General features: G+C 48.0%; 16 protein-coding genes. 12 read left to right on the forward strand and 4 right to left on the reverse strand.

Translation table 11 applies throughout. From position 1 onward, the window contains the following. Positions 1–789, forward strand: a 789-nt coding sequence (gene thiM, locus GX348_01360; GenBank protein ID NLP40836.1) for a hydroxyethylthiazole kinase, incomplete at its 5' end; no start/stop codon positions are given. A gap of 27 nt (positions 790–816) precedes the next feature. Beyond that, a complete protein-coding gene (locus GX348_01365) occupies positions 817–1,806 on the forward strand; it encodes a CYTH domain-containing protein (GenBank protein NLP40837.1) in 990 nt (329 codons plus the stop codon). Positions 1,807–1,840: 34 nt separating this feature from the next. Here the strand turns inward: GX348_01365 and GX348_01370 are convergent, their stop codons facing one another. From GX348_01370 to GX348_01380, 3 genes are read right to left on the reverse strand one after another with little or no spacing between them, the layout of a single operon-like run. After that, positions 1,841–4,501 (reverse strand): pyruvate, phosphate dikinase, encoded by a 2,661-nt coding sequence (locus GX348_01370; protein NLP40838.1) that lies wholly within the window; start codon positions 4,499–4,501, stop codon positions 1,841–1,843. After that, on the reverse strand, positions 4,501–5,337 hold the full coding sequence (locus GX348_01375; protein NLP40839.1) for a kinase/pyrophosphorylase: 837 nt from the start codon (positions 5,335–5,337) through the stop codon (positions 4,501–4,503). Before GX348_01375 ends, GX348_01370 begins: the two co-directional genes overlap by 1 nt. 43 nt (positions 5,338–5,380) lie before the next feature. After that, positions 5,381–6,019: a helix-turn-helix transcriptional regulator gene (locus tag GX348_01380; GenBank protein NLP40840.1), complete on the reverse strand. Its 639-nt coding sequence runs from the start codon at positions 6,017–6,019 to the stop codon at positions 5,381–5,383. A 269-nt stretch (positions 6,020–6,288) separates the two neighbouring features. On the opposite strand from GX348_01380, the gene GX348_01385 reads away from it, so the two are divergent. Further along, positions 6,289–7,332 carry a M48 family metalloprotease gene (locus GX348_01385; protein ID NLP40841.1) on the forward strand — a complete coding sequence of 348 codons (1,044 nt, stop codon included), beginning with the start codon at positions 6,289–6,291 and terminating at the stop codon, positions 7,330–7,332. Between the two features lie 41 nt (positions 7,333–7,373). On the opposite strand, the gene eno is transcribed toward GX348_01385, so the two are convergent. Then, a complete protein-coding gene (gene eno / locus GX348_01390) occupies positions 7,374–8,675 on the reverse strand; it encodes a phosphopyruvate hydratase (protein ID NLP40842.1) in 1,302 nt (433 codons plus the stop codon). A gap of 243 nt (positions 8,676–8,918) precedes the next feature. Between eno and GX348_01395 the strand changes: the two genes are divergently transcribed. From GX348_01395 to dpaL, 9 genes are all read left to right on the forward strand, one after another. After that, positions 8,919–10,112 (forward strand): glucose-1-phosphate adenylyltransferase, encoded by a 1,194-nt coding sequence (locus tag GX348_01395; protein ID NLP40843.1) that lies wholly within the window; start codon positions 8,919–8,921, stop codon positions 10,110–10,112. Between the two features lie 41 nt (positions 10,113–10,153). Next, complete coding sequence (glgD, locus tag GX348_01400; protein NLP40844.1) at positions 10,154–11,266, forward strand: glucose-1-phosphate adenylyltransferase subunit GlgD; 1,113 nt, start codon at positions 10,154–10,156, stop codon at positions 11,264–11,266. Between the two features lie 225 nt (positions 11,267–11,491). Further along, positions 11,492–13,954, forward strand: a complete 2,463-nt coding sequence (locus GX348_01405) for a glycogen/starch/alpha-glucan phosphorylase (GenBank protein NLP40845.1) — start codon at positions 11,492–11,494, stop codon at positions 13,952–13,954. Between the two features lie 18 nt (positions 13,955–13,972). Next, complete coding sequence (gene glgB, locus GX348_01410; protein NLP40846.1) at positions 13,973–15,874, forward strand: 1,4-alpha-glucan branching protein GlgB; 1,902 nt, start codon at positions 13,973–13,975, stop codon at positions 15,872–15,874. A 26-nt stretch (positions 15,875–15,900) separates the two neighbouring features. Then, positions 15,901–17,115 carry a glucose-1-phosphate adenylyltransferase gene (locus GX348_01415; GenBank protein NLP40847.1) on the forward strand — a complete coding sequence of 405 codons (1,215 nt, stop codon included), beginning with the start codon at positions 15,901–15,903 and terminating at the stop codon, positions 17,113–17,115. 4 nt (positions 17,116–17,119) lie between these two features. After that, positions 17,120–18,235 (forward strand): glucose-1-phosphate adenylyltransferase subunit GlgD, encoded by a 1,116-nt coding sequence (gene glgD / locus GX348_01420; protein ID NLP40848.1) that lies wholly within the window; start codon positions 17,120–17,122, stop codon positions 18,233–18,235. Then, positions 18,236–19,675, forward strand: coding sequence for a glycogen synthase GlgA (gene glgA, locus GX348_01425; protein NLP40849.1), 1,440 nt, complete (start codon positions 18,236–18,238; stop codon positions 19,673–19,675). It abuts the gene before it with no gap. Between the two features lie 37 nt (positions 19,676–19,712). After that, positions 19,713–23,171 carry a bifunctional glycogen debranching protein GlgX/4-alpha-glucanotransferase gene (locus GX348_01430; protein ID NLP40850.1) on the forward strand — a complete coding sequence of 1,153 codons (3,459 nt, stop codon included), beginning with the start codon at positions 19,713–19,715 and terminating at the stop codon, positions 23,169–23,171. A 33-nt stretch (positions 23,172–23,204) separates the two neighbouring features. Continuing rightward, positions 23,205–24,309 (forward strand): diaminopropionate ammonia-lyase (gene dpaL / locus GX348_01435; GenBank protein NLP40851.1); only part of this gene is annotated, 1,105 nt, incomplete at its 3' end.

The raw sequence follows: 24,309 nt of genomic DNA on the forward strand, positions 1-24,309 counted from the left end.
AATATAACCAATAATGTTGTAACAAATTTTACGGCTAATGTCCTGCTAGCAGCAGGGGCTTCGCCAATAATGTCGGAAGGCATTGACGAGTCAGAGGCTTTAGCCCGGGCAGCCGACGCTGTAGTCTTAAATATTGGCACACTGCATTCGCGCCAAGTAAAATACTGTTTAAAAATCGGGGCCGAGGCCAACCGGTTTGGCAAACCTGTTATTTTTGACCCCGTCGGAGCGGGTGCGACACCGTTTCGCAATGCAACTGCCGCGCAAATATTAACCGATATAGATGTAAGTTTGCTTAGGGGCAATTATGGCGAAATCGGTTTTCTGGCTGGTGCATCCGACAAGGTTAAAGGCGTAGATAATTGCTCAGTGGACGCTGATGTAGTTATGCTCAGGAGATTGGCAAAGGATACCGGCGCGGTGATAGCCGCAACTGGGCCAACCGATTATATAACAGACGGCGGAGCAGTATTTACCAATGAGACCGGGCATATTCTGCTGCAGTATGTCACTGGCGCAGGTTGTGCGCTGACGTCCCTGACCGGGGCCTTTATGGCGGTTGCCGATGATAATAAACTCGGTGTGCTGGCTGCCTTGGCTTTTTACGGAGCGGCAGCAGAGAAGGCAGCAGCCAAAGCAAAAGGACCGGCCAGTTTTGCGGTCGGGTTTGTTGATGCGCTATATACGCTAAGTTATAAGGAGTTTAAGAAGATAACTGAAGGCAAGATCGCCGTCATTGGTGAATCAGCCCGTGAAAACATCGATCTTGAATTAAACCGTAAGGAGTAGCATTGGTATTTGCTAACTGGGGTGAAAATGGGTAAAAATACTGAAACTGAACTAAAACTGCAAATAACAGATCGTAAGATATGGTGCGATATACTGGAGTCTTCGCGAATAGCTGAATATATCCAGCCTAACTCGCTCGGCTATGAAACATTGGAAGCGTGTTACTACGATACCCCGCAGCGAGCGCTTCGTCACGCCGGTTTAGCCTATCGTATTCGCCGTGAAGGCGGGCAGTGGGTTGCCACAGTAAAGGGCGGGGGCAAATCAGCAGGCGGACTCCATATGCGGCAGGAATGGAATGTTCCGGTTAAGGACTGTATGCCTAGTATAAAGCCATTTTTAAACACAACGGTAGGAGAAAGAATCCAGACTTTAGTTGGGCAGGACAAGTTGATGCTGCTGTTTATCACCAGATTTGAGCGGCGAACTGCTATGCTGAAGACACCTGATGGCAGCATTGTCGAGGCAGCTGCTGACCGCGGTGAAATTATTGCGGGCGATAACCGTGAACAGATCATGGAATTAGAGCTGGAGCTTAAAGCCGGCTGTACCGCCGCACTGCTTGAATTGGGCGCAGCTTTGGCTGAGCAGTATCCCTTACTTTTAGAACCGCGCAGCAAGTATTACCGTGGCTTGCTCATAGCTGGACTTGCTCAAGATGATTACCGCTGTGCTGCTGAAGTAGAAACCGATAAAGAAAATGAGCAGGCCCTGATATCGGCTGTAACCCAGGTATTAAATGCGCAGTCCTGTTTTCTGCGCCTGGCAGACAGAGCCGAAAATATCCTGGCATTGAGACATTGTGCAGCTTATTTGGCACAGGTTATTACCGCTCATAAGGCCGAAATGCGGTCTGAACTATACAAGGCAATCCATGATGAGCTAGACCGTTTTCAACGCGCTGTCAACAATAAACAGGGCGACGATCTTTTTGCGATACTAGGTACCGGCCGCTATACAGCATTATTGTTAAAACTGTGGGCATGGGCTGTAAAAAGAAACCCAGAAGGCGATTAACGTCTTCTGGGTTTCCTAATCATTAGGTTTATAGTTATCTTGTGCCGAAATTTTCACCTTGGCTGACTGCTGCCTGGGCAGCTGCTAAGCGGGCGATTGGTACACGGTAAGGTGAGCAACTGACAAAATCAAGGCCAATTTGATGGCAGAACTCGACTGAGCTAGGTTCACCGCCATGCTCGCCGCAAATGCCGATTAGCAGATCGGGGCGTGTTTTACGGCCGCCTTCAACTGCCAACTGCATTAGTTTGCCGACGCCTTTGCGATCAAGCACGGCAAATGGATTGTCTTTCAGGATCTTCATACGGAGATATTCAGGCAGGAACTTACCTTCGGCATCGTCGCGGCTGAAACCGAGACAGGTCTGGGTCAGGTCGTTAGTACCGAAGCTAAAGAACTCAGCTGATTCGGCCAATTCGTCAGCAAGCAGAGCGGCGCGGGGGAGTTCAATCATGGTGCCGCTAGTATAGTGGAAGCTGACTTTTTGTTCAGCTATAACTTCAGCGGCGATACGATCAATTCTTTCTTTAAAGAAAGCCATTTCATCCTTACTGAGGGTAAGCGGAATTTCGACTTCAGGCAATACTTTGTAGCCCTCTTTAGTCAGGCGGGCGGCGGCATTGAAGATTGCCCGCATTTGCATTTCATAAACTTCCGGGAAGCTGATGCCTAAGCGGCAGCCGCGATGACCCAGCATGGGGTTAAATTCATGCAACTGTCTAACTTTTTTAAGCATTGCCTCATGTTCGGCCAGCAACGCCGGGTTTTCGCCCGAAGTGCGGAGGCGGGTCGTTTCAACAAGCAGTTCTTCCATGCTTGGTAAGAACTCATGCAGCGGCGGATCAAGTAAGCGAATGCAGACAGGGTAACCTTCCATGGCTTTAAGAATTCCGTAGAAGTCACCTTCCTGCATCGGCAGCAAGCTTGAGAGCGCTTCTTGGCGTTCTTCTAATGTCTCAGCCAGGATCATTTTCTGAACATAAGGCAGGCGTGCCGGTTGCATAAACATATGCTCTGTACGGGTTAAGCCAATACCTTTTGCGCCAAACTCCCGAGCCTTCCGGGCATCTTCCGGAGTATCAGCGTTAGCTCTGACCTCAAGACGTTTTAGCTCGTCGGCCCATGTTAACAGCTCCAGGTATTCCGGAGAAAGTTCAGGATCCTTCATGGGTACATCACCGAGGATTACGCGTCCGGTTGAGCCGTCAATCGAAAGGGCTTCGCCTTCCTTTATTACTAGATCGCCGATGCTAAGCTGGCGATGATTATAGTCAATTTTCAAAGCTTCGCAGCCGCATACGCAGGGTTTACCCATGCCGCGGGCAACAACAGCGGCGTGGCTGGTCATACCGCCGCGACTGGTTAAAACACCTTGCGCGGTAATTATGCCGTGGATATCGTCAGGAGTGGTTTCGGTTCTGACAAGCAGAACCTTTTTGCCGGTTTTGCCCAGATGTTCGGCTTCGTCAGCATCAAAAACGACGGTACCCGAAGCTGCGCCGGGGGAAGCTGGCAGTCCCGTTGCTACGACATTAAGTTTAACGCTGCTGTCGATTTGGCGGTGAAGCAGCTGATCGAGTTGGCCTGGTTCAACAAGCAGGATAGCATCCTTTTTGCTAATCAGACCTTCGGATACTAAATCATGAGCGATTTTAACGGCAGCTTGGGCGGTACGTTTGCCGTTTCTGGTCTGCAGCATAAAGAGCTTGCCCTTTTCGATAGTAAACTCGATATCCTGCATATTACGATAGTGTTTTTCCAGCGTATTAGCTATCTGCGCAAATTGGGCAAAAATTTCGGGCATTTCATCCTTTAATTTTGAAATAGGCTGCGGAGTCCGGATACCGGCTACAACGTCCTCACCTTGAGCATTGGTCAAATATTCCCCGTACAGCAGGTTTTCACCGGTCGAAGGATTTCTGGTAAAGGCAACGCCGGTACCGCAGTCATTACCCATATTGCCGAATACCATTGACTGAACGTTAACAGCGGTACCTAGCTCATGATCGATTTTATTAAGGTTGCGGTAGATAATAGCCCGGTCATTATTCCAGGAACGGAATACGGCCTCAACAGCCATAAACAGCTGTTCCATCGGGTCTTCCGGGAAGGCTCGGCCGGATTTTTGCTGAACAAGTTCTTTATAAGCATCGATAATATCACGGAGTGATTCCGGACTGAGTTCTTGATCGTAAGTTACACCCTGGCGGTCTTTTTGACGGCTTAGGATAAATTCGAAGTCGTGTTTTTCGATACCGAGTACGACATCTGAGAACATTTGAATAAAGCGGCGATAAGCATCGTAGGCAAAGCGCAGGTTATCGGTATTTTTGGCAAGTCCTTGCACTGTTTGTTCATTGAGGCCCAGATTCAAGATTGTGTCCATCATACCAGGCATTGAGAATACCGCGCCCGAGCGCACTGAAACTAATAAGGGATTAGCGATATCGCCGAATTTTTTCCCGGTCTGCTGTTCAAGCTGCAGAAGGTTGCGCCGCACTTCGTCCTCCAAACCCTCTGGTAATTTCTGATCAGCTTTGTAATACTGGCGGCAAGCCTCAGTTGTGATTGTCATTCCCGGCGGAACGGGCAGACCAAGATTGGTCATCTCGGCTAAATTTGCTCCTTTTCCTCCCAATAGCGAGCGCATTTCAGCGCTGCCTTCATGAAACAAATATACATATTTAATGGACACTAGTGATCTTCTCCTTTTCCTTTACGGTAAATTTCGAGGACCTTGGCGGCTGTTTCTTCGGTAGCCTTGTTGGTAACATCAATTACCGGACAGCCTATTTTACGCATAATCCTATCGGCATATTCAAGTTCTTCCAGAATGCGCTCGTAATTGGCGTAGTCGGCGGTTTGAGACAAACCCATGGCCTTCAACCGCTCTTTCCGGATTTCAAATAGCAGTGATGGTTTTATTGACAGGCCAATTACTTTACTGGGCGCGACCTGAAATAACTCCTTCGGCGGTGTTACCTCAGGCACAAGCGGCATATTGGCCGCCTTAATTCCCTTGTGGGCGAGGTAAATACATAGCGGGGTCTTAGATGCGCGCGATACCCCGGTGATAACTAGGTCGGCCCTGAGCAGACCGCGCGGTTCTTTGCCGTCGTCAAACTTGACAGCAAACTCAAGGGCTTCAACTTTGTTGAAATATTCTTCGTCAATTTTACGAATTAGGCCAGGTTGATTTTTGGGGGTTGTGTGTGTCATTTTATTAATGGCATCAACAATTGGCCCCATAACATCAACTGCTGTCAGGCCCAGTTCATTAGCTTTGTCTTCCAGAAAAGTTTTCAGGTTGGGGCGAACTAAAGTATAAACGACTGCGGCATTAGCCTCGGCGGCCTCCAGCAAAGCTTCTTCGACCTGCCGGTTGGAAAGTAAGTAAGGTACTCGGCGGATATCAATATGGCCAGCGTCGAATTGACTGGCCGCTGCCTTAACCACTACCTCTCCCGTCTCGCCAATGGAGTCTGACAATATGTAAACGATAGGTGCACGGCTGCTTAATTTGAGATTAATCGCGACTCCTCCTTTTAGTAGCTGATTAACTAGAGATTAAGCCCTAACTTTTGTTCTCGACAAGTTGTACGAATAGGCGAGTTATATTGGTTTTAGTGAAGCGTCCGACTACTTTAAACTTTTCTTGACCGTTAACTTGCTCGGCATCAACAACAGGCAGCGAGTCAACTTGGTGACTAATCAGCTTTTGCGCTGCCCGCAAGACTGATTCATGCGGCGAAGTTACGATGATATTAGGCATTCTGGTCATAACGATTTTAACCGGCATATCATTGATGTTTTTCCCGCCCATTGTTGATTTCAGGAGATCTTTACGGGATATGACACCTTCGAGATAACTGCCTTCAGAAACTACGAATACCGTACCAACGTCTTCAATAAACATAGTAACGATAGCATCATAAACTGAGCAGCTTTCCCGAACTACAATTGGAATTGAGTGGATATCGGCTACTCGGAATTGGCCAAGGACAGAAGCAATTAGGTCGGAGGGATCCTTGCCAGTATAGTAGTAGCCCACTCGAGGGCGAGCACCTAGAAGCCCGGAACGGGTCAGAATTGCCAGATCGGGCCGCAGTGCCGCCCGGCTCAAGTTTACTTTCTCAGCAATTTGATTTCCGGTTATTGGGCCATTGGTCTTAACGATATCCAAAATAATACTTTGCCGTGGTGTTAGTTCGATATGAGCCACCTGCCTTTCTGTAATTAATGTACCTTTTATGAAAAAATAGCTAATATATTATACTACAATTATGCAATAATACCTGCATAATTGGCAACTATTTCTTTATTAGTCAACGTGAATTTTTTGATTTTTTTTAGATAAATTTTCGCCTTTCTGCCTAGCTGATTAAATGGTTTGTACTGCTTAGTCCACAGAATTTACCAAAGGATTCTAGTGGTTATAGGTAGAAATAAGAATATATTGACAAAGGAGGAAGTGATAAACTAGTGCCGCAGTTTGTGCATCGAATAGTAATATTATTAGTCTGTTTTACCTTTGTAATCAATCTGGTCGGTTTGCCTAAAGCTGAGGCCGGAATTATCAGTCAGAAGCAGGAAATATCAATCGGCCGCGACGTTGCCAAACAGCTTGAGAAAAAGTATGGACTGGTCGAAGACCCCGCTTTGCAGGAAAGAGTCGACAGGATTGGCCAGAGCCTAGTCGCTGTAAGTGACCGTAAGGATATACAATATAGTTTCAAAGTATTAAATTCGAAAGAGATTAACGCGCTGGCCGCGCCCGGCGGCTATATCTATGTTTTTAAAGGCTTGATTGATTTGATGCCGTCCGATGATGAGCTCGCCGGCGTTATCGGTCACGAAGTTGGGCATGTTGTTGAGAAGCATACCGTCAAGCAAATTGAAAAAAGTATGGGAATGGGGATATTATTTGGCGTACTGTTTGGTGACAAAGGGGTTGCGCTGCAAAACTTAGCTTTTAACGCGATAATGGCCGGCTACAGCCGGGACGACGAGCGTGAAGCTGATAAGCTAGGCTTTGTCTACGCTTACAATGCCGGCTATAACCCTTATAGTATGATGATGGGCCTTAAGAAACTATCAGAATTAAACCAGAACTATCAAACTACTTTATTCTCGGGTCACCCTGAAGGACGAGCACGGGTAGCCGCGGTCCAGAAGTACATGGACGAGGCCCAGATTAAGCCGCATGTGGTCATTTTAGATGATGACAAGGGCGCTCAGATTGTTGAAGGTGAATGGAAACTGCCGCCGCTAACAGCGACCTTCAGCGACTATAAGCCGCATTGCCGAGCATACTTTGCAGCCGGAAGGTTATCGAAGCTGAGGCAACTGCCAGATTATTCAGCAGATAAGTTTATTACCGATAGCGACGGCATCAACTGTACCATTTATTATGATGACCAGAATGTAATAACTTTAACGCCTGAAGATGCCGCAGCCAATGCAACTAATGTAATGGATCTGGCTGGGACTTACATAGCGAAAATTAAAGAATGGAAGGTAGAATAATTACAACCCCGCCCCGAAGGCGGGGTTGTTCAATTCCACACTTAAACGCCTGCTGGAATAATGCGGCGGAATAGCTCTCGTCCGGGATAGATGGCCGCAGTACCAAGCGCTTCTTCAATCCGAAGGCCTTCGTTCCATTTTACCGTACGCTCAGTGCGGGCAATCGAACCGACTTTGAGCTGGCCGGCGTTAGTAGCAATAGCCAAGTGCACAATTGTAAAATCTTCAGTCTCGCCGGAGCGCGCCGAAATAACCGGGAGATAACCGGCACTTTTTGTGACGGTGATGGCTTCCATGGTTTCAGTAATAGTGCCGATTTGGTTTAGCTTGATAAGCACCGAGTTGCCGATGCCGCGCGCCAGGCCTTTTTTGATACGGCTGACATTGGTGACAAACAGATCATCGCCAACTAGTTGGACTTTATTTTTCAGCCTTTGCGATAGTACTTCCCACCCGGACCAATCGTCTTCGGCCATACCATCTTCGATGGAGATAATGGGATATTTAGTTGTCCAGCTTTCCAAGATTCCTGCGAATTCAGCGGCAGCCATTTGCTTTTGCTCAAGTTTAAAACAATACTTTCCGTCTTCATAAAAATGACTGGAGGCTACGTCCAGAGCGATAGCGATATCTTTGCCAGGTGTATAGCCTGCTTGTTCGATTCCGGCTACAAGCAAGTCAAGACCTTCGGTGTTGGAGGCAAAGGTTGGCCAGAATCCGCCTTCATCGGCGACTGAAACAGGTTTGCCTAATTTTGCAAACACCTTCTTGGTGCCATTATAGACGTTAACCGTCATTTCGATGGCTTGAGCGAAGGTTTGGGCGCCGACCGGGATAATCATAAAGTCCTGAATATCAATGGTTTGATTGGCATGAATACCACCCCCGATAATCTGAATCATAGGAACCGGTATGACCCGGGCATCCGAACCGCCCAGATATCGGTATAGCGGCATATTGAGAGCATTGGCAGCCGCCCAGGCCGTCGCCATCGATACGCCGAGCATAGCGTTAGCTCCCAGGCAGGACTTGTTTGTTGTTCCGTCAATTTCATTGAGCAAGTTGTCAATACAAGCCTGATTAAGAGCGTCCTGTCCGATAAGGCGGGGCGCAATTATCTCATTTACATTGCTGATAGCCTTAAACACACTCTTGCCGCCCAGACGCGACGGATTATTATCCCTTAATTCCAGTGCTTCGTATTTACCGGTAGATGCTCCAGAGGGCACAGTTCCGCGTCCGGCTGTGCCATTCTCAAGAATGACATCCACTTCGATGGTGGGGTTTGCCCGTGAATCGTAGACCTGACGGGCCTTAATAGTGCGAATGCTTGTTGCTTTCAAAATTGCAGCTCCTCTCAAAATAAAATAGCTAATGTACCCCCCTTGTTTTTTATTGCACTTAAAGAGTAATACATTCTTCCACGTTATTTCGAATAGCACCTCCCAATTTATTCCAATATTTAAACATTTTTACATCCAGAATATTTCTATTTATCGCTCATATAAGTGTTATACATCAATGCTGGTGCATAGCAATATAAGGTGTGTTTTTTTAAAATGAGGAAAACCATCAGGGAGGATTTTATGGGCAAGAAAGAATGTGTGGCAATGATTTTGGCCGGGGGGCAGGGAAGCAGATTAGGGCTTTTAACCAAGAAGGTTGCCAAACCGGCTGTACCATTTGGGGGCAAATACCGGATTATTGATTTTACTTTAAGCAACTGCCGAAACTCGCAGATTGATATTGTTGGCGTGCTTACTCAGTATCAGCCGCTGGCGTTAAACAGTTATATCGGGCTTGGCAGTGCCTGGGATCTTGACCACAAAGACGGCGGCGTTTTTGTACTGCCGCCTTACACCCGAGAGGGCGGGGCTGAGTGGTATCGGGGTACCGCCGACGCCATGTGGCAAAATGCTCACTTTATAGAACAATTTAATCCAAGCTATGTATTAGTGCTTTCGGGCGACCATATATATACTATGGATTACGCTAAAATGCTAGATTTTCATAAAGCAAAAAAAGCTGATGCGACAATTTCGGTAATGGAGGTTCCCTGGGCCGAAGCCAGTCGGTTCGGAGTAATGAGCGCCGGCGAGTCGGGGCGGATAACCGAATTTCAGGAAAAGCCGGCTCGCCCTAAAAGTAACCTGGCTTCAATGGGCATATACATCTTTAATTGGAAATATTTAAGGAAGCAACTCGAAGAAGATAGCAAGAATATTGCTTCGGGGCATGATTTTGGCAAGAATGTCATTCCCAAGATGCTGAACGAAGGCCATCGCCTGTTTGCGTATCCTTTTAAAGGCTATTGGAAGGATGTTGGGACAATCGAAAGTTTCTGGGAAGCCAACATGGATTTGCTGGCTGACCGGCCTCAGCTTGACATTTATAATCCCGACTGGCGCATCTATTCAGTTAATCCGACCCGTCCGCCGCACTATATCGCTGCAGGGGCTAAGGTTAGCCGCTCGCTGGTCAGTGAAGGCTGCACAATTTTCGGCGAAGTCGATCAATCGGTAATCTTCCCCGGGGTTTATATCGGTGCCGGCGCCAAGATTGTAAATTCTATCGTAATGCCATACGGACAAATTTCTGCCGGGGCTTATATCGACAGGGCAATTCTCGGACGCCGCTGTGTAGTCGAAGAGGGCGTGCGGGTAGGTTGGCGAGGCTTAAGCTCGACGCCGGCAATATCCGTAGTTCCTGAGCATGCTGTTATCAGGCAAGGGGAGTGCTGGGGGCCTGACGGCGTCATTCTCCAAGAGCATGTCGGCTAGCGCGCTAAGTTTTTTGCCATTTTTAATGAGGGGGATAAATCGTGGAAAACGTCATGGGTATAATTAATCTGCATGAAAATGAGGAAATGCTGCGCGAGGTTACTAAACATCGCCCGCTGGCCGCCGTTCCCTTTGCCGGGCGTTATCGGATTATTGATTTTGTGCTATCCAGCATGGTTAACTCGGGAATACACAATGTTGGGATTCTCGTTTCCAATAAGTACCGCGCCCTTATGGATCATTTGCGCTCGGGCAAGGAATGGGATTTAGCTCGTAAACGGGATGGCCTGTTCATCCTGCCGCCGGCCGAATCCCAGCAAGGCAAGCCCCAGAGTGATATTGATAATTTATTCAGCAATCTTGATTATATAAAGAGCAGCCGCCAGCAGTATGTGCTGATAACGGGCAGCAGTATTATCTGTAACCTCAATTTTAAAAAGGCCTTCCAATTCCATCAGACAAAGCAGGCCGATATCACTGTTTTATATAAAGAACTTGATAGCCGGCAGGAAGACTTTAAGCATTCCACAATAATCGACTGCGATGATCAAGGCCGGGTAGTCGACATGGCGGTAAACCCGGTCAAGGTTACAAGCAACAAAGTATTTATGAAAATGTGTATCATGTCTAAAGACCTGCTGGTTGATATAATTACCGGCTGTGCCGCGCGCGGCAGCACCGACCTGCTTATGGATGGTCTGGTAAAAAATATCGGCAAGCTGGCAATCTACGGTTATCAATACAAGGGCTTTATGGCCAGAATTCATTCAGTTCCCAGCTACTATCGGCATAGCATGGAGCTTCTAAAACCTGAGAAGTGGCAGGAGTTATTTTTTAAATCAGGACCGGTCTATACTAAAGTAAAAGATGAGGCTCCTGTTAAGTATAAAGAGAGTGCCTGCATCAATAATGCTATGATTGCCAATGGCTGTGTAATCGAGGGTGCCGTAGAAAACAGCATTTTGTTCCGCGGTGTTACAGTCGGACCCGGGGCGTATATAAAAGACAGCATCATTATGCAGAAATGCCAGGTCGGCGCAAACGCCAGGCTGGAGAATGTTATTTGCGACAAAGATGTTGCCATAACGGACGGAAAATGGCTGAAAGGCGAAAGTACTTACCCGTTGGTTATTGCCAAAGGAACAGTTATCTAAGAGTGAACAGCCGCTCTTAGCTCACAATTTTCAAGTTGGGAGTTTAGGGCGGCTGATTATTTGTTAATAAACCATAATATAGCAGGAATCTAGAGCATTAAAACCGAAATATAGCAGGAATCTAGAGCATTAAAACCGAAATATAGCAGGAATCTAGAGCATTAAAACCGAAAGTCTCTAGATATACTTTTAGTGATAGAGATAATCAAGGTCACGGAGGTGCCTATGGATAAACGCAGCGATGTTACTAAGCGAAAGGAAGACGCCAAGGAAAAATTTAAGGCGATCTTTATCCATAAATTGCAGACAATGCATGGGAAAAGCTTAGGTGAGGCCAGCCTTCATGATAAGCATACCGCATTGGGCGGCTTGATTAGGGATTACATCAGCCAGAACTGGATTCAAACAAACCGCCAGTACAGCGAAAGCGGTGTTCGGCAGATTTATTATTTCTCGATGGAATTCTTGCTGGGCAAGCTGATGGGTATGAACCTTATCAATACCGGAATCAAGGAAGTCTGCCAGCAAGCGCTTGCTGAGCTTGGGATTGACCTTGAAGACTTGGAGAAAGAGGAGCCTGATGCCGGTCTTGGCAACGGCGGCCTCGGACGCTTGGCAGCCTGTTTCCTCGATTCACTGGCGGCGCTGGGACTGCCTGGACATGGCTGCGGCATTCGTTATCAATACGGCCTGTTTGAACAAAAAATCGTCAATAAGCATCAGGTCGAGCTGCCTGATAATTGGCTGAAGGACGGCTATATCTGGGAGTTTCGCAAGACCGATAAGGCTGTTACTGTTAGGTTCGGCGGTAATGTCGTATGGGAGGAATACAACGGTTCATATAGATTCCGGCTGGAAAACTATGAGGAAGTATTAGCCGTTCCCTATGATATTCCAATCATCGGTTATCGCAACAATACCGTAAATACACTTAGACTGTGGAACGCAGAACCGGCGCAGCAGGAATTTGATTTGTCGTCCTTTAACAAAGGCGATTATCTCAAGGCTGTTGAGTATAAGCAATCGGTTGAGCGGATATCGACCATTCTTTATCCTGAAGATACCTTTTACGAAGGCCGCCTGCTCAGATTAAAACAGCAGTACTTCTTTGTTTCGGCAGGCCTCCAGAGCATAATCAGGCGGTTTAAGAAAAAACAGCACTCTATCCATGAGCTCGCCGATAAAGTCGGGGTTCACATTAACGACACCCATCCGGCTGTGGCAATCCCGGAACTCATGCGCATTCTGATGGATGATGAGGGGCTGGGCTGGGATGAGGCCTGGCAAATTACCACCAAAACTATCTCGTACACCAACCATACAATAATGCCGGAAGCATTGGAAAAGTGGCCGGTGGATATGTTTAAAACACTGCTGCCCCGGATTTTTATGATTATCGAGGAGATTAATGAACGTTTTTGCCGCAGCTTATGGGAAAAGTATCCCGGTCAGTGGGATAAGATTGCGGCCATGGCCATTATTGCCGATGGGCAGGTTCATATGGCTAAGCTGGCAGTTGTCGGCAGCTACAGCGTCAATGGGGTTGCCGCCATCCATACCAATATTCTCAAAAACCATATAATGAAAGACTATAATGATATTTACCCTGGAAAGTTCAACAATAAAACCAACGGCATTGCTCACCGCCGCTGGCTGCTCAAGGCTAACCCGGGGCTGGCAGATCTGATAACCGAGGCCATCGGACCCGAGTGGATAACCGACGCCGACCGGTTTAGCGACTTGCTGAAATTTCGGGATGATAAGGCTTTTCTCGAACGGCTGCATCAGGTCAAACAGCAGAACAAGCAAAAATTAATAAAGTTGATAGCCGATAAATATCAGATCGCCCTTGACCCTAATTCCATCTTTGATGTTCAGATAAAACGCATTCACGCCTATAAGCGTCAGATTCTCAACGCTTTGCAGATTATCGATGCCTATAACCAGCTCAAAGCCAATCCCGGCTTGGATATTGTACCCCGTACCTTTATTTTCGCCGGCAAAGCAGCCACAAGCTACAGCGCTGCCAAGCAAACCATTAAACTGATTAATAATCTGGCGGCCATAATCAATAATGATGCTGACATTAACGATAAGCTTAAGGTGGTTTTTCTCGAAAACTACAGTGTATCGCTGGGCGAGATGATTTTCCCGGCTGCTGATGTCAGCGAACAAATATCTACGGCCAGCAAAGAGGCTTCTGGCACCGGCAATATGAAATTCATGCTTAACGGAGCCATAACGGTGGGAACTTTAGACGGAGCCAATGTCGAGATCCGCGATGCCGTCGGTGACGATAATATCTTTATCTTTGGCCTGACAGCCGATCAGGTGATAAATTACTACCGCAACGGCGGCTACAGCGCCTGGGATGAATACAATTCAAACCCGCGCCTTAAAAAGGTTCTAGACCAGCTTGGCGCCGGTCAATTTTCCGATGAAAAGGCCGAGCTGCAAATGCTTTATGAATCATTGCTTTACCATAATGATGAGTTTTTTGTTTTGAAAGATTTTGACTCATATGTCGATACCCAAGCCAAAATTGACGAGTGTTACCGGAATCGGCTGGCTTGGCTTAGAATGAGCGCTGCCAATATTGCCGGCGCCGGCGTTTTTTCCAGCGACCGGACAATTGCTCAATACGCCGCCGAAATTTGGAAGATACAGCCGGTCAATATCAGTCGCTGACCTATGGGGGATGAGAAGATGAACATATCGCCGCTAAGCGAACATGACTTATATCTGTTTCATGAAGGGAGCAACTTCCGCAGTTATCAATTACTAGGAGCTCAGCTGACCAAGTACCGGGGCAAACCCGGTGTGCGATTTGCCGTCTGGGCGCCGAACGCTGCCGAGGTGCGCGTTGTCGGCAATTTTAATAACTGGCAGGGTGAGGCCCATGTAATGCGGCGCGTCCGCAAGTCGGGCGTTTGGTCACTGTTTATTGCCGGATTAGGGCCGGGCGAACTGTACAAATATGAAATAATTACGGCCGACGGCAGTCGGATATTAAAGGCCGACCCCTATGCTTTCAAGGCGGAGCTAAGACCGGGAACAGCTTCAGTTGTGGAAAGCCTTAATGACTATGAATGGCAGGATTCTGCCTGGCAATTGCGCAAAAAGCAGCGGCCTGTTTATGAACAGCCCATGCTTATTTACGAAGTCCACCTCGGGTCTTGGCGAAGAAACCAGGACGGCAGCCCGATGACCTACCGGCAATTAGCCGATGAACTTGTTAACTATGCTGTTGAGATGGGTTATACCCATATTGAAATAATGCCGCCGGTCGAGCATCCATTCGACGGTTCATGGGGCTACCAGGCCACAGGCTATTTTGCTGTTACCAGCCGCTACGGCTCACCCGCCGATTTCATGTATTTTGTCGATACTTGCCACTCGCGGGGACTGGGAGTAATCGTCGACTGGGCTCCCGGCCATTTCTGCAAGGACGACCACGGCTTGAGGCAGTTTGACGGTACACCGCTTTATGAATATGCCGATCAGCGAGGGGAAAACCCCGATTGGGGTACGGCCAATTTTGACTTAGGCCGGCCGGAAGTAAACAGTTTCTTGATATCCAACGCCATCTTCTGGTTTGATGTATACCATATTGACGGCCTCCGGGTTGATGCTGTAGCCAACATCTTATACCTGGACTATGGCCGGCGGTCAGGCCAATGGATGCCTAACCGCTTCGGCGGCAATGAGAATATTGAAGGAGTTGCCTTCCTGCGCAAGCTCAATCAAGCTGTTTTCGAATACTACCCTGAAGCCATGATGCTTGCCGAAGAGTCGACAGCCTGGCCGATGGTATCCTGGCCAACCGATGTAGGCGGTTTAGGGTTTAATTTTAAATGGAACATGGGTTGGATGAATGATATGCTGCGCTATATGGCCCTCGACCCTGTTCATCGGAAATGGAAACATAATCTAGTTACGTTCTCATTTATGTACGCTTTCTCGGAGAACTTCGTGCTGCCGCTGTCGCATGACGAAGTCGTGCACGGCAAGAAGTCGCTGCTCGATAAAATGCCGGGCGACTATTGGCAGAAGTTTGCTAATCTCCGCGCCTTTTATGCCTATTGGATGGCTCATCCCGGCAAAAAGCTGCTGTTTATGGGCGGTGAGTTCGGGCAGTTTATTGAATGGAAATTTGACGACAGTTTGGATTGGCATCTGCTCGACTATCCCATGCATAAAAAAATGCACGACTATTCGCGCGCTTTAAACAACTTCTACCGCCAGGAACAGGCTTTATGGCAGGTTGACTTTGCCTGGGATGGGTTTGAGTGGATTGATTGTCAGGACTATAGCCAGAGTGTGATCAGTTTTATCCGCCGCGGCCGAGATCAAGAGGACTTTATTATTGCGGTTTGCAATTTTACACCGGTAGTTCGCGACAATTACCGGATCGGGGTACCGGCAGCCGGCATTTATCACGAAGTTTTCAACAGTGATTGGGAAGATTACGGCGGATCGGGTCAGCTAAATGCCCAGCCGCTTGCCACTGAGCCCATTGAGTGGCATAACCGCGAATATTCACTAAACCTTCGTCTCCCGCCGCTAGCTACTATATACCTCAAGCGAGAAGTGCCTGTTATTGAATAAATATTTCCATAGAGAGGAGAAGCGCTATGCCGAAAAAGGAGTGCGTCGCCATGCTGCTAGCTGGAGGGCAAGGGAGCCGTTTGGGGATAATGACCAAAAAGCTTGCCAAACCAGCCGTCCCGTTTGGCGGCAAATATCGCATCATTGACTTTGCTTTGAGCAATTGCCGAAACTCGGGCATCGACACTGTGGGGGTGCTAACGCAGTATAAGCCATTGGTCTTAAATAGTTATATCGGCATAGGTTCGGCCTGGGATTTAGACCGTAAACACGGCGGCGTTTATGTTCTGCCGCCATATGTCAGAGAGCAAGGCGGCGAATGGTATAAAGGAACAGCTGATGCAATCTGCCAGAATATGCACTTTATCGATTCAGTAAATCCTGAGTATGTGCTTATCCTGTCAGGCGATCATATTTATAAAATGAATTATGCCGAAATGCTGCAATTCCACAAAGAGCGTAGTGCTGATGTTACCATTGCTGTTATCGCCGTACCTTGGGAGGAAGCCAGCCGGTTCGGCATTATGAACACCTCGTCTTACCAGCGGATTACCGAGTTTGCCGAAAAACCCCGTAATCCGCAAAGCAACCTGGCCTCAATGGGCATTTACATATTCAATTGGCAAAAGTTACGGCAGTATCTTGTTGCTGACGAAAAAAATCTGCAGTCAAGCCATGACTTTGGCAAGGATATCATTCCCAGAATGCTGGGTGATGGTCAAAAGCTGTTTGCGTATCCTTTTGAAGGGTATTGGAAGGATATTGGGACGGTCAGCAGCTACTGGGAAGCAAACATGGACCTGTTAGCTGAGCAGCCAGAGCTTGATATTCACGACGCAAACTGGCGGATATACTCGGTAAATCCCACTCGGCCGCCGCAATATCTGGGGCCGGAATCCAAGGTTACAAATTCTATTATTAGTGAAGATTGTCTTATTTACGGCGAAGTTGATCACTCAGTCATTTTCACTGATGTCTACATTGGTCCGGGAGTAAAGGTAAAAGATTCAATAATAATGCCGCATGTCCGGATTGAAGCCAATTCAGCAGTTGATAGAGTCATTATCGGGCAGGAGACGACAATTGGAGCAGATACTGTTATTGCCGGTGCAATTGGATCTGACGGGCGGGAAATTATCGTAATCGGCGAAAACGTAACAATCCCGCCGGGGACAGTCATAAGCAGGGACGTAGCATCAGATCAGCGTCTGGCCGGTGAGCCGGAACAGAAGGAGCGTTAATGCCATGGACTTAATGGGAATTATTAATCTTTACGAATCGGAAGAACTTTTACAGGAGCTTACCCGTTATCGTCCGCTGGCCGCTGTGCCGTTCGGCGGCAGATATCGTTTGATTGATTTTGTGCTGTCCAACATGGTGAATTCAGGTATCTCTAATGTGGGGATTTTACTTAAGGATAAATACCGCTCGCTAATGGACCATTTACGCTCAGGCAAAGAGTGGGATCTGGCGCGGAAACGCGACGGCCTTGTACTGATGCCGCCTGCTTACAGCGCTAATCCGGGAAACAGCGGGCGGGGCGGCGATGCCGACAACTTTTACAGCAATCTTGACTATATCCGCTTTAGCCGGCAAAAACATGTCGTTATCGCAGGCTCAAATATTCTCTGCAATCTTAATTATCAGGCTGCACTTGAATTTCATCGGCATAGCGGTGCCGAAGTAACCGTATTATATACCGACAGCCACTGCGTAAGTGACTGCAACGGCGCTGTCCTGGTTGAACTTGCCGAAGACGGACGGATTACCGATATAGAGGTTTCTGCCGGCGGTAAACAACGTGGCAAGATGTCCTTGGGTATGTATATTATGGAGCGGGAACTGCTCATCAGCCTTATCGAAGACTGTATTGCCCATGGCGGCTATGACTTTGTCAAGCATTGCCTGATTAGGAGCCTTGACAGGCTAAAAATCTTTGGCTATCGCCACGAAGGGTATGCAGCTAGGATTTCCTCGCTGGCTACTTATTTTTATCATAGTATGGAGCTTCTAAATCCCGCTGTTTCGCAGGAACTGTTTTCAAAAAGCGGTCTTATCTATACCAAAGTTAAAGATGAACCGCCTTCAAAATACATCGGTACCGCTAAAGTGACAAACTCTTTAGTAGCCGGCGGCTGTATAATTGAAGGGACGGTCGAAAACAGTATTCTCTTCCGCGGGGTTACCGTGAAAAAGGGTGTTCACATTAAAAACAGTATAGTTATGCAAAAAGGTATTATTGACAGCGGAGCAAAATTGGAGCAGGTGATTTGCGATAAAAACGTCCATATTACTGCAGGACGGCAATTGAAAGGGGATATGGGCTACCCGCTTGTTGTCAAGAAAGGGATGGTGGTTTAATTGCAAAAAATACTGATTGCTGCCGCCGAGGCGGTACCCTTCGTGAAAACCGGCGGACTGGCCGATGTGATTGGATCGCTGCCGCAGGCGCTTAAAGGTTTAGACGCTGACGTAAGAGTAATACTGCCTAAGTACGAGGAAATACCCGCCGCTTTTAAGGCGCAGATGACAAAAAAGACCGAACTGACTGTACCGCTTAGCTGGCGTCAGCAGTACTGCGGCATCGAAGAATTAGTCTATCAGGGCGTACCATTCTATTTTATTGATAACGAATATTACTTCAAACGGACAAGACTGTATGGCCACTATGATGATGCTGAGCGCTATGCCTATTTTTCTAAGGCAGTGCTGGAATGTCTGCCGGCTCTTGATTTTAAACCGGATATAATCCATTGCCATGACTGGCATACCGGTATGGTTACCGTATATCTTAAATCCCACTATAACCATAAGCCCTTTTATCAGGGCATAAAAACGCTGTTTACCATCCATAACCTAGGTTATCAAGGAATATTTGCACCGACGATAGTAGAAGACGTCTTAGGCCTGGACCAAAGCTATTTTGTACCCGATAAACTGGAGTTTCATGGCGGGGTTAATTTTATGAAAGGCGGGTTGGTTTTTGCCGACTTAATTTCAACGGTCAGCCGGACCTATGCTGAAGAAATCCAATTCCCGTATTTCGGGGAGAAACTAGACGGTCTGCTGCGGCAGCGGCGGGCTGATTTGACAGGGATTGTCAACGGTATAGATTACAATATCTATAACCCGGCAGCCGATGAGCACATATTCGTAAATTATGATATCGATACCATAGATAAAAAGCAGCAGAATAAAGCCAGCCTGCAGCAAAAACTTGGGCTGCCCGTCCGGCGGGACGTACCGCTTATTGCTATGGTATCAAGACTGGTGGCTTCAAAAGGTCTAGATTTAATCGCCCATATCGTCGATGAATTGCTGGGGCATGAAGACGTTCAGCTTGTGGTCTTGGGTACAGGCGATGCCAAGTATGAGCGCTTATTTGAACATTTGGCCTGGCAATATCCTGGCAAAGTGTCGGCAAACCTGTGCTTTGACGAAAAGCTTGCTCATCAAATTTATGCCGGGGCTGATATCTTCTTGATGCCTTCGCATTACGAACCCTGCGGCATCGGACAGCTTATTGCGCTGCGGTACGGAACTTTGCCCGTCGTTCGTGAAACAGGCGGCCTTAAAGATACCGTACTCTCCTATAACAAATATACCGGGCAGGGCAACGGCTTCACCTTTGCGCACTATAATGCCCACGATATGCTTTATACCATCAAAAGAGCGCTTGGGCTGTATTATGATAAGCCGGTGTGGAACCAGATTGTCCATAATGCCATGGCCAGCGATTATAGCTGGCAGGAGTCTGCTAAGCATTATGCCGAACTATACCAAAAACTGGCCGGCCGCTGAATGAAACACGGTTTGACCGAAAGCGAGGTGCCTGTCTGTGCAGCCAAGATTGGTTATCCATAACTCCCACCTATCGGAATTTCGCAGCCCCTTTGGGGCTGTTTCTTATAATGAGACAATCAGGCTGCGGCTGAAGCTGGCCGCCGATATTGAGCCTGATTCGGTGGTGCTCCGCTTATGGCATGAGGACCAGGGCGAAGAGAAAATTGCCATGACCCTTAACAAAGCTGATGACACTAGCAGGGTCTATCAAGCCTGCATCAAAGCCGGCCGGCAGCCGGGGCGAATCTGGTATTACTTTATCATCGATATTAATAAAAAAACTTATTACTACGGCAACAATCACCGGAATTTCGGCGGTGAGGGCCAGCTATACGATTGCCAGCCGCCGTCATTTCAGATAACCGTCTATAAAAATGGGGCGTCCACACCTAACTGGTTCAAGGACGGTATAATTTATCAAATCATGCCGGATCGGTTTTATAACGGACTGCCGGACGGAAGGGTACTGAACCCCAAAAAGGGCAGTGTCAACCACGCTCATTGGGCAAATACGCCTTTTTATATCCGTGATCCCGATAATGGCCAAATTATAGCCTATGACTTTTTCGGCGGCAATCTGGCTGGTGTAATGGCTAAACTTCCCTATTTAAAAGAACTCGGGATAACTGTCATTTATTTGAATCCTATCTTTGCCTCACCCAGCAACCATCGTTATGATGTCGCCGACTACCATAGTGTAGACAGCATGCTGGGTGATAACGAGCTATTCAAGCAATTGTGTGCTCAAGCCGCCGAATACGGCATTTCGATTATATTGGATGGAGTCTTTAGTCACACCGGCAGTGACAGCATTTATTTCAACCGGGAAGGCAACTATCCAAGTTTGGGCGCTTACCAATCCCAGCAGTCCCCCTATTACAAATGGTATCGCTTTAAAAAGTGGCCCGATTCTTATGAATCATGGTGGAATGTAGATGCACTGCCTAATGTTAATGAACTGGAGCCGTCGTATATCGATTTTGTTATCGCTGGTCAGAATAGTGTCGCTAAATACTGGCTCAACCAGGGGGCGAAAGGCTGGCGGCTTGATGTTGCCGATGAACTGCCGGCTGAATTCATTAAACAGTTTCGGCAGGCAATTAAAGAAACCGATCCAGATGCAGTACTTATCGGTGAGGTCTGGGAAGACGCTTCTCATAAGGTAAGCTATGGTCAAATGCGGGATTACTTTGGCGGGGAACAGCTGGATGGAACGATGAATTATCCGTTCCGCCAGATTGCCTTGGGCTTTCTCTTAGGCAAAATCGATGCTCAAACTGCCGCGCAAGCCCTAATGAGCTTATATGAAAACTATCCGCGCGAAAATTTTTATGCAGCAATGAATTTAGTCGGCAGCCATGACGTGCCGCGGATTTTGACGCTGCTGGGCGAGGCGCCGCCCGCCGACAGCATGACAATCGGTGAGCAGGCCAGATACAAACTGCCGCCTGAGCAGCGCAAGCTGGCGGTAGCAAGACTTAAGCTGCTGGCTTTATGGCAGATGACCTTTCCCGGCGTTCCGGCTATCTATTACGGGGACGAAGCCGGGGTCGAGGGCTACAAAGATCCATTCAACCGCCGAACCTACCCGTGGGGTGCCGAGGACGGCGAACTTATTGAATGGTATAAGACTATCACGGCTTTGCGCCGGCAATATGACTCCTTACGAACGGGCGAGTGGATAAATATCATCGCCGAAGGCGAAGTTTACGGCTATGTCCGGCGAATTGTCAACGGCAAGGACGTTTTTGGCCAGCCCCGACAAGATAATGTCCTCGTTGTATTGCTTAACCGTCATACTGAAAAAACCGTCGAGCTAAAAATTAATGTTAGGCCTTGGTGTCGGGGGATACTAATAGATATTCTTAACGACAGCCAGGAAATCGAACTCGACGGAGGAATACTTACAATGACTTTACAGCCGCTTGAAGGCAAGCTTTTAATCCAAAAGGAAGAATATGCGTTTGCGCGCCAGTGCGGGGTACTGCTGCACCCGACCTCCCTGCCATCACGTTATGGAATCGGCGATCTTGGTAAAGAGGCCTACGATTTCATCAATTTCCTCGTCAAAGCCAAGCAAAAACTGTGGCAGATCCTGCCGCTCAATCCAACCGGGTTTGGTGAGTCGCCGTATCAATGCCTGTCAGCTTTTGCCGGCAATCACATGCTAATCTCGTTAGGCAAGCTGGTAGCCGCCCGATTATTGACAGCCGCCGATATCAAGACTTATCCGACCTGTGATACAAGTAAAATCGAATTTGATAAAGTAAGGCAGGCCAAAGACAGATTACTGCGGGTAGCCTTTGCTAATTTCCGCATAGAGGAACCAAGTCCGGACTATAAGAAGTTCGTCGCGGAAAATAGCAGCTGGTTAGACGACTATGCCTTCTTTATGGCCTTAAAACACTATTTCAAGGGGGCTGCTTGGTATGAGTGGCCCAAGCAGCTGGCCAGGCGCGATGAGGATACGCTGCTCTACTATCGGAAATTGCTGACCGAAGAAATCGAATATCAGTTGTTTTTACAGTATACCTTCTTTAGTCAATGGCTGGATCTTAAGCGTTATGCCAATCGCTGGGGCGTAAAGATAATCGGTGATTTGCCGCTTTTTGTCGCACCCGACAGCAGCGATGTCTGGGCAAATCCGGGGTTGTTCGAACTGGACGATACCGGACGTCCGGCCAAGGTGGCGGGTGTACCGCCAGACTATTTCAGCAAAACCGGTCAGCTATGGGGCAATCCGCTCTATAAATGGGAGGAAATGGCCAAAGATGATTATGCTTGGTGGCGGGCTCGCTTTGAGCTGCTCCTCAAAACAGTCGATATTGTCCGGGTCGACCACTTTCGCGGCTTTGAGGCATTCTGGGCGGTTTTGGCCGGGGAAACTACGGCAATAAATGGGCAGTGGTTAAAAGGCCCTGGTGCCGAGTTCTTTGCCACCATGCGCAAGTATCTTGGCAAACTGCCGCTAATTGCCGAAGACTTAGGCATTATAACGCCCGAGGTCGACGATTTAAAAAATGAATTTTACTTCCCGGGGATGAAGGTGCTGCATTTTGTCTTTGAAAGCGATGAGGACGGTTGCGTGCCCGTCATAATTGATAAAAACTCAGTTGTATATACCGGTACGCATGATAATAATACAACTGTCGGCTGGTATAAAGAGTTGGTAGCAGATAGTTCTGTGGTCGCTAACTGTGTCAGGGAAGCGATCGGTGTTGAGGAAACTGCAGCCCCGGAAACAGTCTGCAGCAAATTAGTGGAGTATGCTTACGCCGGTAACGCTGATACCGCAATTATTCCTTTTCAGGATATTTTAGAGCTCGGCAGCGAGCACCGCATGAATCTGCCAGGCACTATCGGCGGCAACTGGGGCTGGCGCTGTCAGAAGGCAGCCTTTACGCCGGAGCTGGCCAAACGGCTGGCGGAACTGGCAGTCAAATACAACCGATAGCTAAAAAGTAAATTGGAAAGTAGTGGAGGGAACATGGATACTGATACTAAATGGGTAACTAATAGTCTTAAAGGCGGCTTGTTGCAGTCGGAAACCATAAAAGAATTCAGCTTGGCAAGCGTTGAAGCAGTACATTGCCTGCACCAGGGCTTTCCAGGCTATAGCGCAACACCATTGGTAGACTTAGTTCATTTAGCTAAGTCGCTGCAGCTTGGCGGTCTATATGTAAAAGACGAATCATACCGCTTTGGCCTGAATGCTTTTAAGGCCTTGGGCGGTTCATATGCTATCGCAAAGTATCTTGCCGGTAAACTAGGGCTGGATATTACGGAAGTATCTTATGACCTGCTTACTTCACCCGAAGTTAAGAGCAAGCTCGGCGAAATCACCTTTGTAACGGCCACTGACGGCAATCATGGGCGGGGTGTTGCTTGGGCCGCTGCAAAACTTGGGCATAAAGCTGTTGTCTATATGCCGAAAGGCTCTGCGGTCGAGCGGCTTGAGAACATTAAGCGCGAAGGAGCGGACGCTTCAATTACTGATTTAAATTATGACGATGCCGTACGACTGGCGGCTGCGAACGCCCGTAAGTACGGCTGGGTAGTTGTGCAGGATACCGCCTGGCAAGGCTATCATGATATACCGCTATGGATAATGCAGGGCTATTCGACAATGGCAATAGAAGCCTACCAAGATCTTACTACATGGCAGGTAACCCCGACTCATGCATTTTTGCAGGCTGGGGTAGGTTCGTTTGCGGCCGCTGTTCAGGCTTTCCTAATCAATGCCTATCCCGATTCGCCGCCTAAAGTTGTAATCGTGGAACCCCATGCGGCTGACTGTGTTTACCGGTCGGCGGCCGCCGCGGACGGCAAGCCGCGCTTTGTAACCGGTGATATGGACACCATTATGGCCGGACTGGCCTGCGGTGAACCCAGCACAATTGCCTGGGATATCTTATCGACCGGCAGTGATACATTTATTTCTTGTCCGGATTATGTTGCAGCATATGGCATGCGCATCCTGGGCAACCCCCTAGGATCAGATGAGCGAATTATTTCCGGTGAATCGGGCGCAGTAACAACCGGAATTGTCAGTCTGATAATGACTAATCCGAAACTTGCCGGACTGCGGCAGG

It is taken from the genome of Veillonellaceae bacterium (genome assembly GCA_012523975.1).
Taxonomy (GTDB): Bacteria; Bacillota; Negativicutes; order JAAYSF01; family JAAYSF01; genus JAAYSF01.

Bases quoted from the DNA above. Each gene is read 5' to 3' on its own strand.
- GX348_01365 (NLP40837.1), top strand. From the start codon at position 817: ATGGGTAAAAATACTGAAACTGAACTAAAACTGCAAATAACAGATCGT.
- GX348_01395 (NLP40843.1), top strand. From the start codon at position 8,919: ATGGGCAAGAAAGAATGTGTGGCAATGATTTTGGCCGGGGGGCAGGGA.
- GX348_01405 (NLP40845.1), top strand. From the start codon at position 11,492: ATGGATAAACGCAGCGATGTTACTAAGCGAAAGGAAGACGCCAAGGAA.
- glgB (NLP40846.1), top strand. From the start codon at position 13,973: ATGAACATATCGCCGCTAAGCGAACATGACTTATATCTGTTTCATGAA.
- GX348_01415 (NLP40847.1), top strand. From the start codon at position 15,901: ATGCCGAAAAAGGAGTGCGTCGCCATGCTGCTAGCTGGAGGGCAAGGG.
- glgD (NLP40848.1), top strand. From the start codon at position 17,120: ATGGACTTAATGGGAATTATTAATCTTTACGAATCGGAAGAACTTTTA.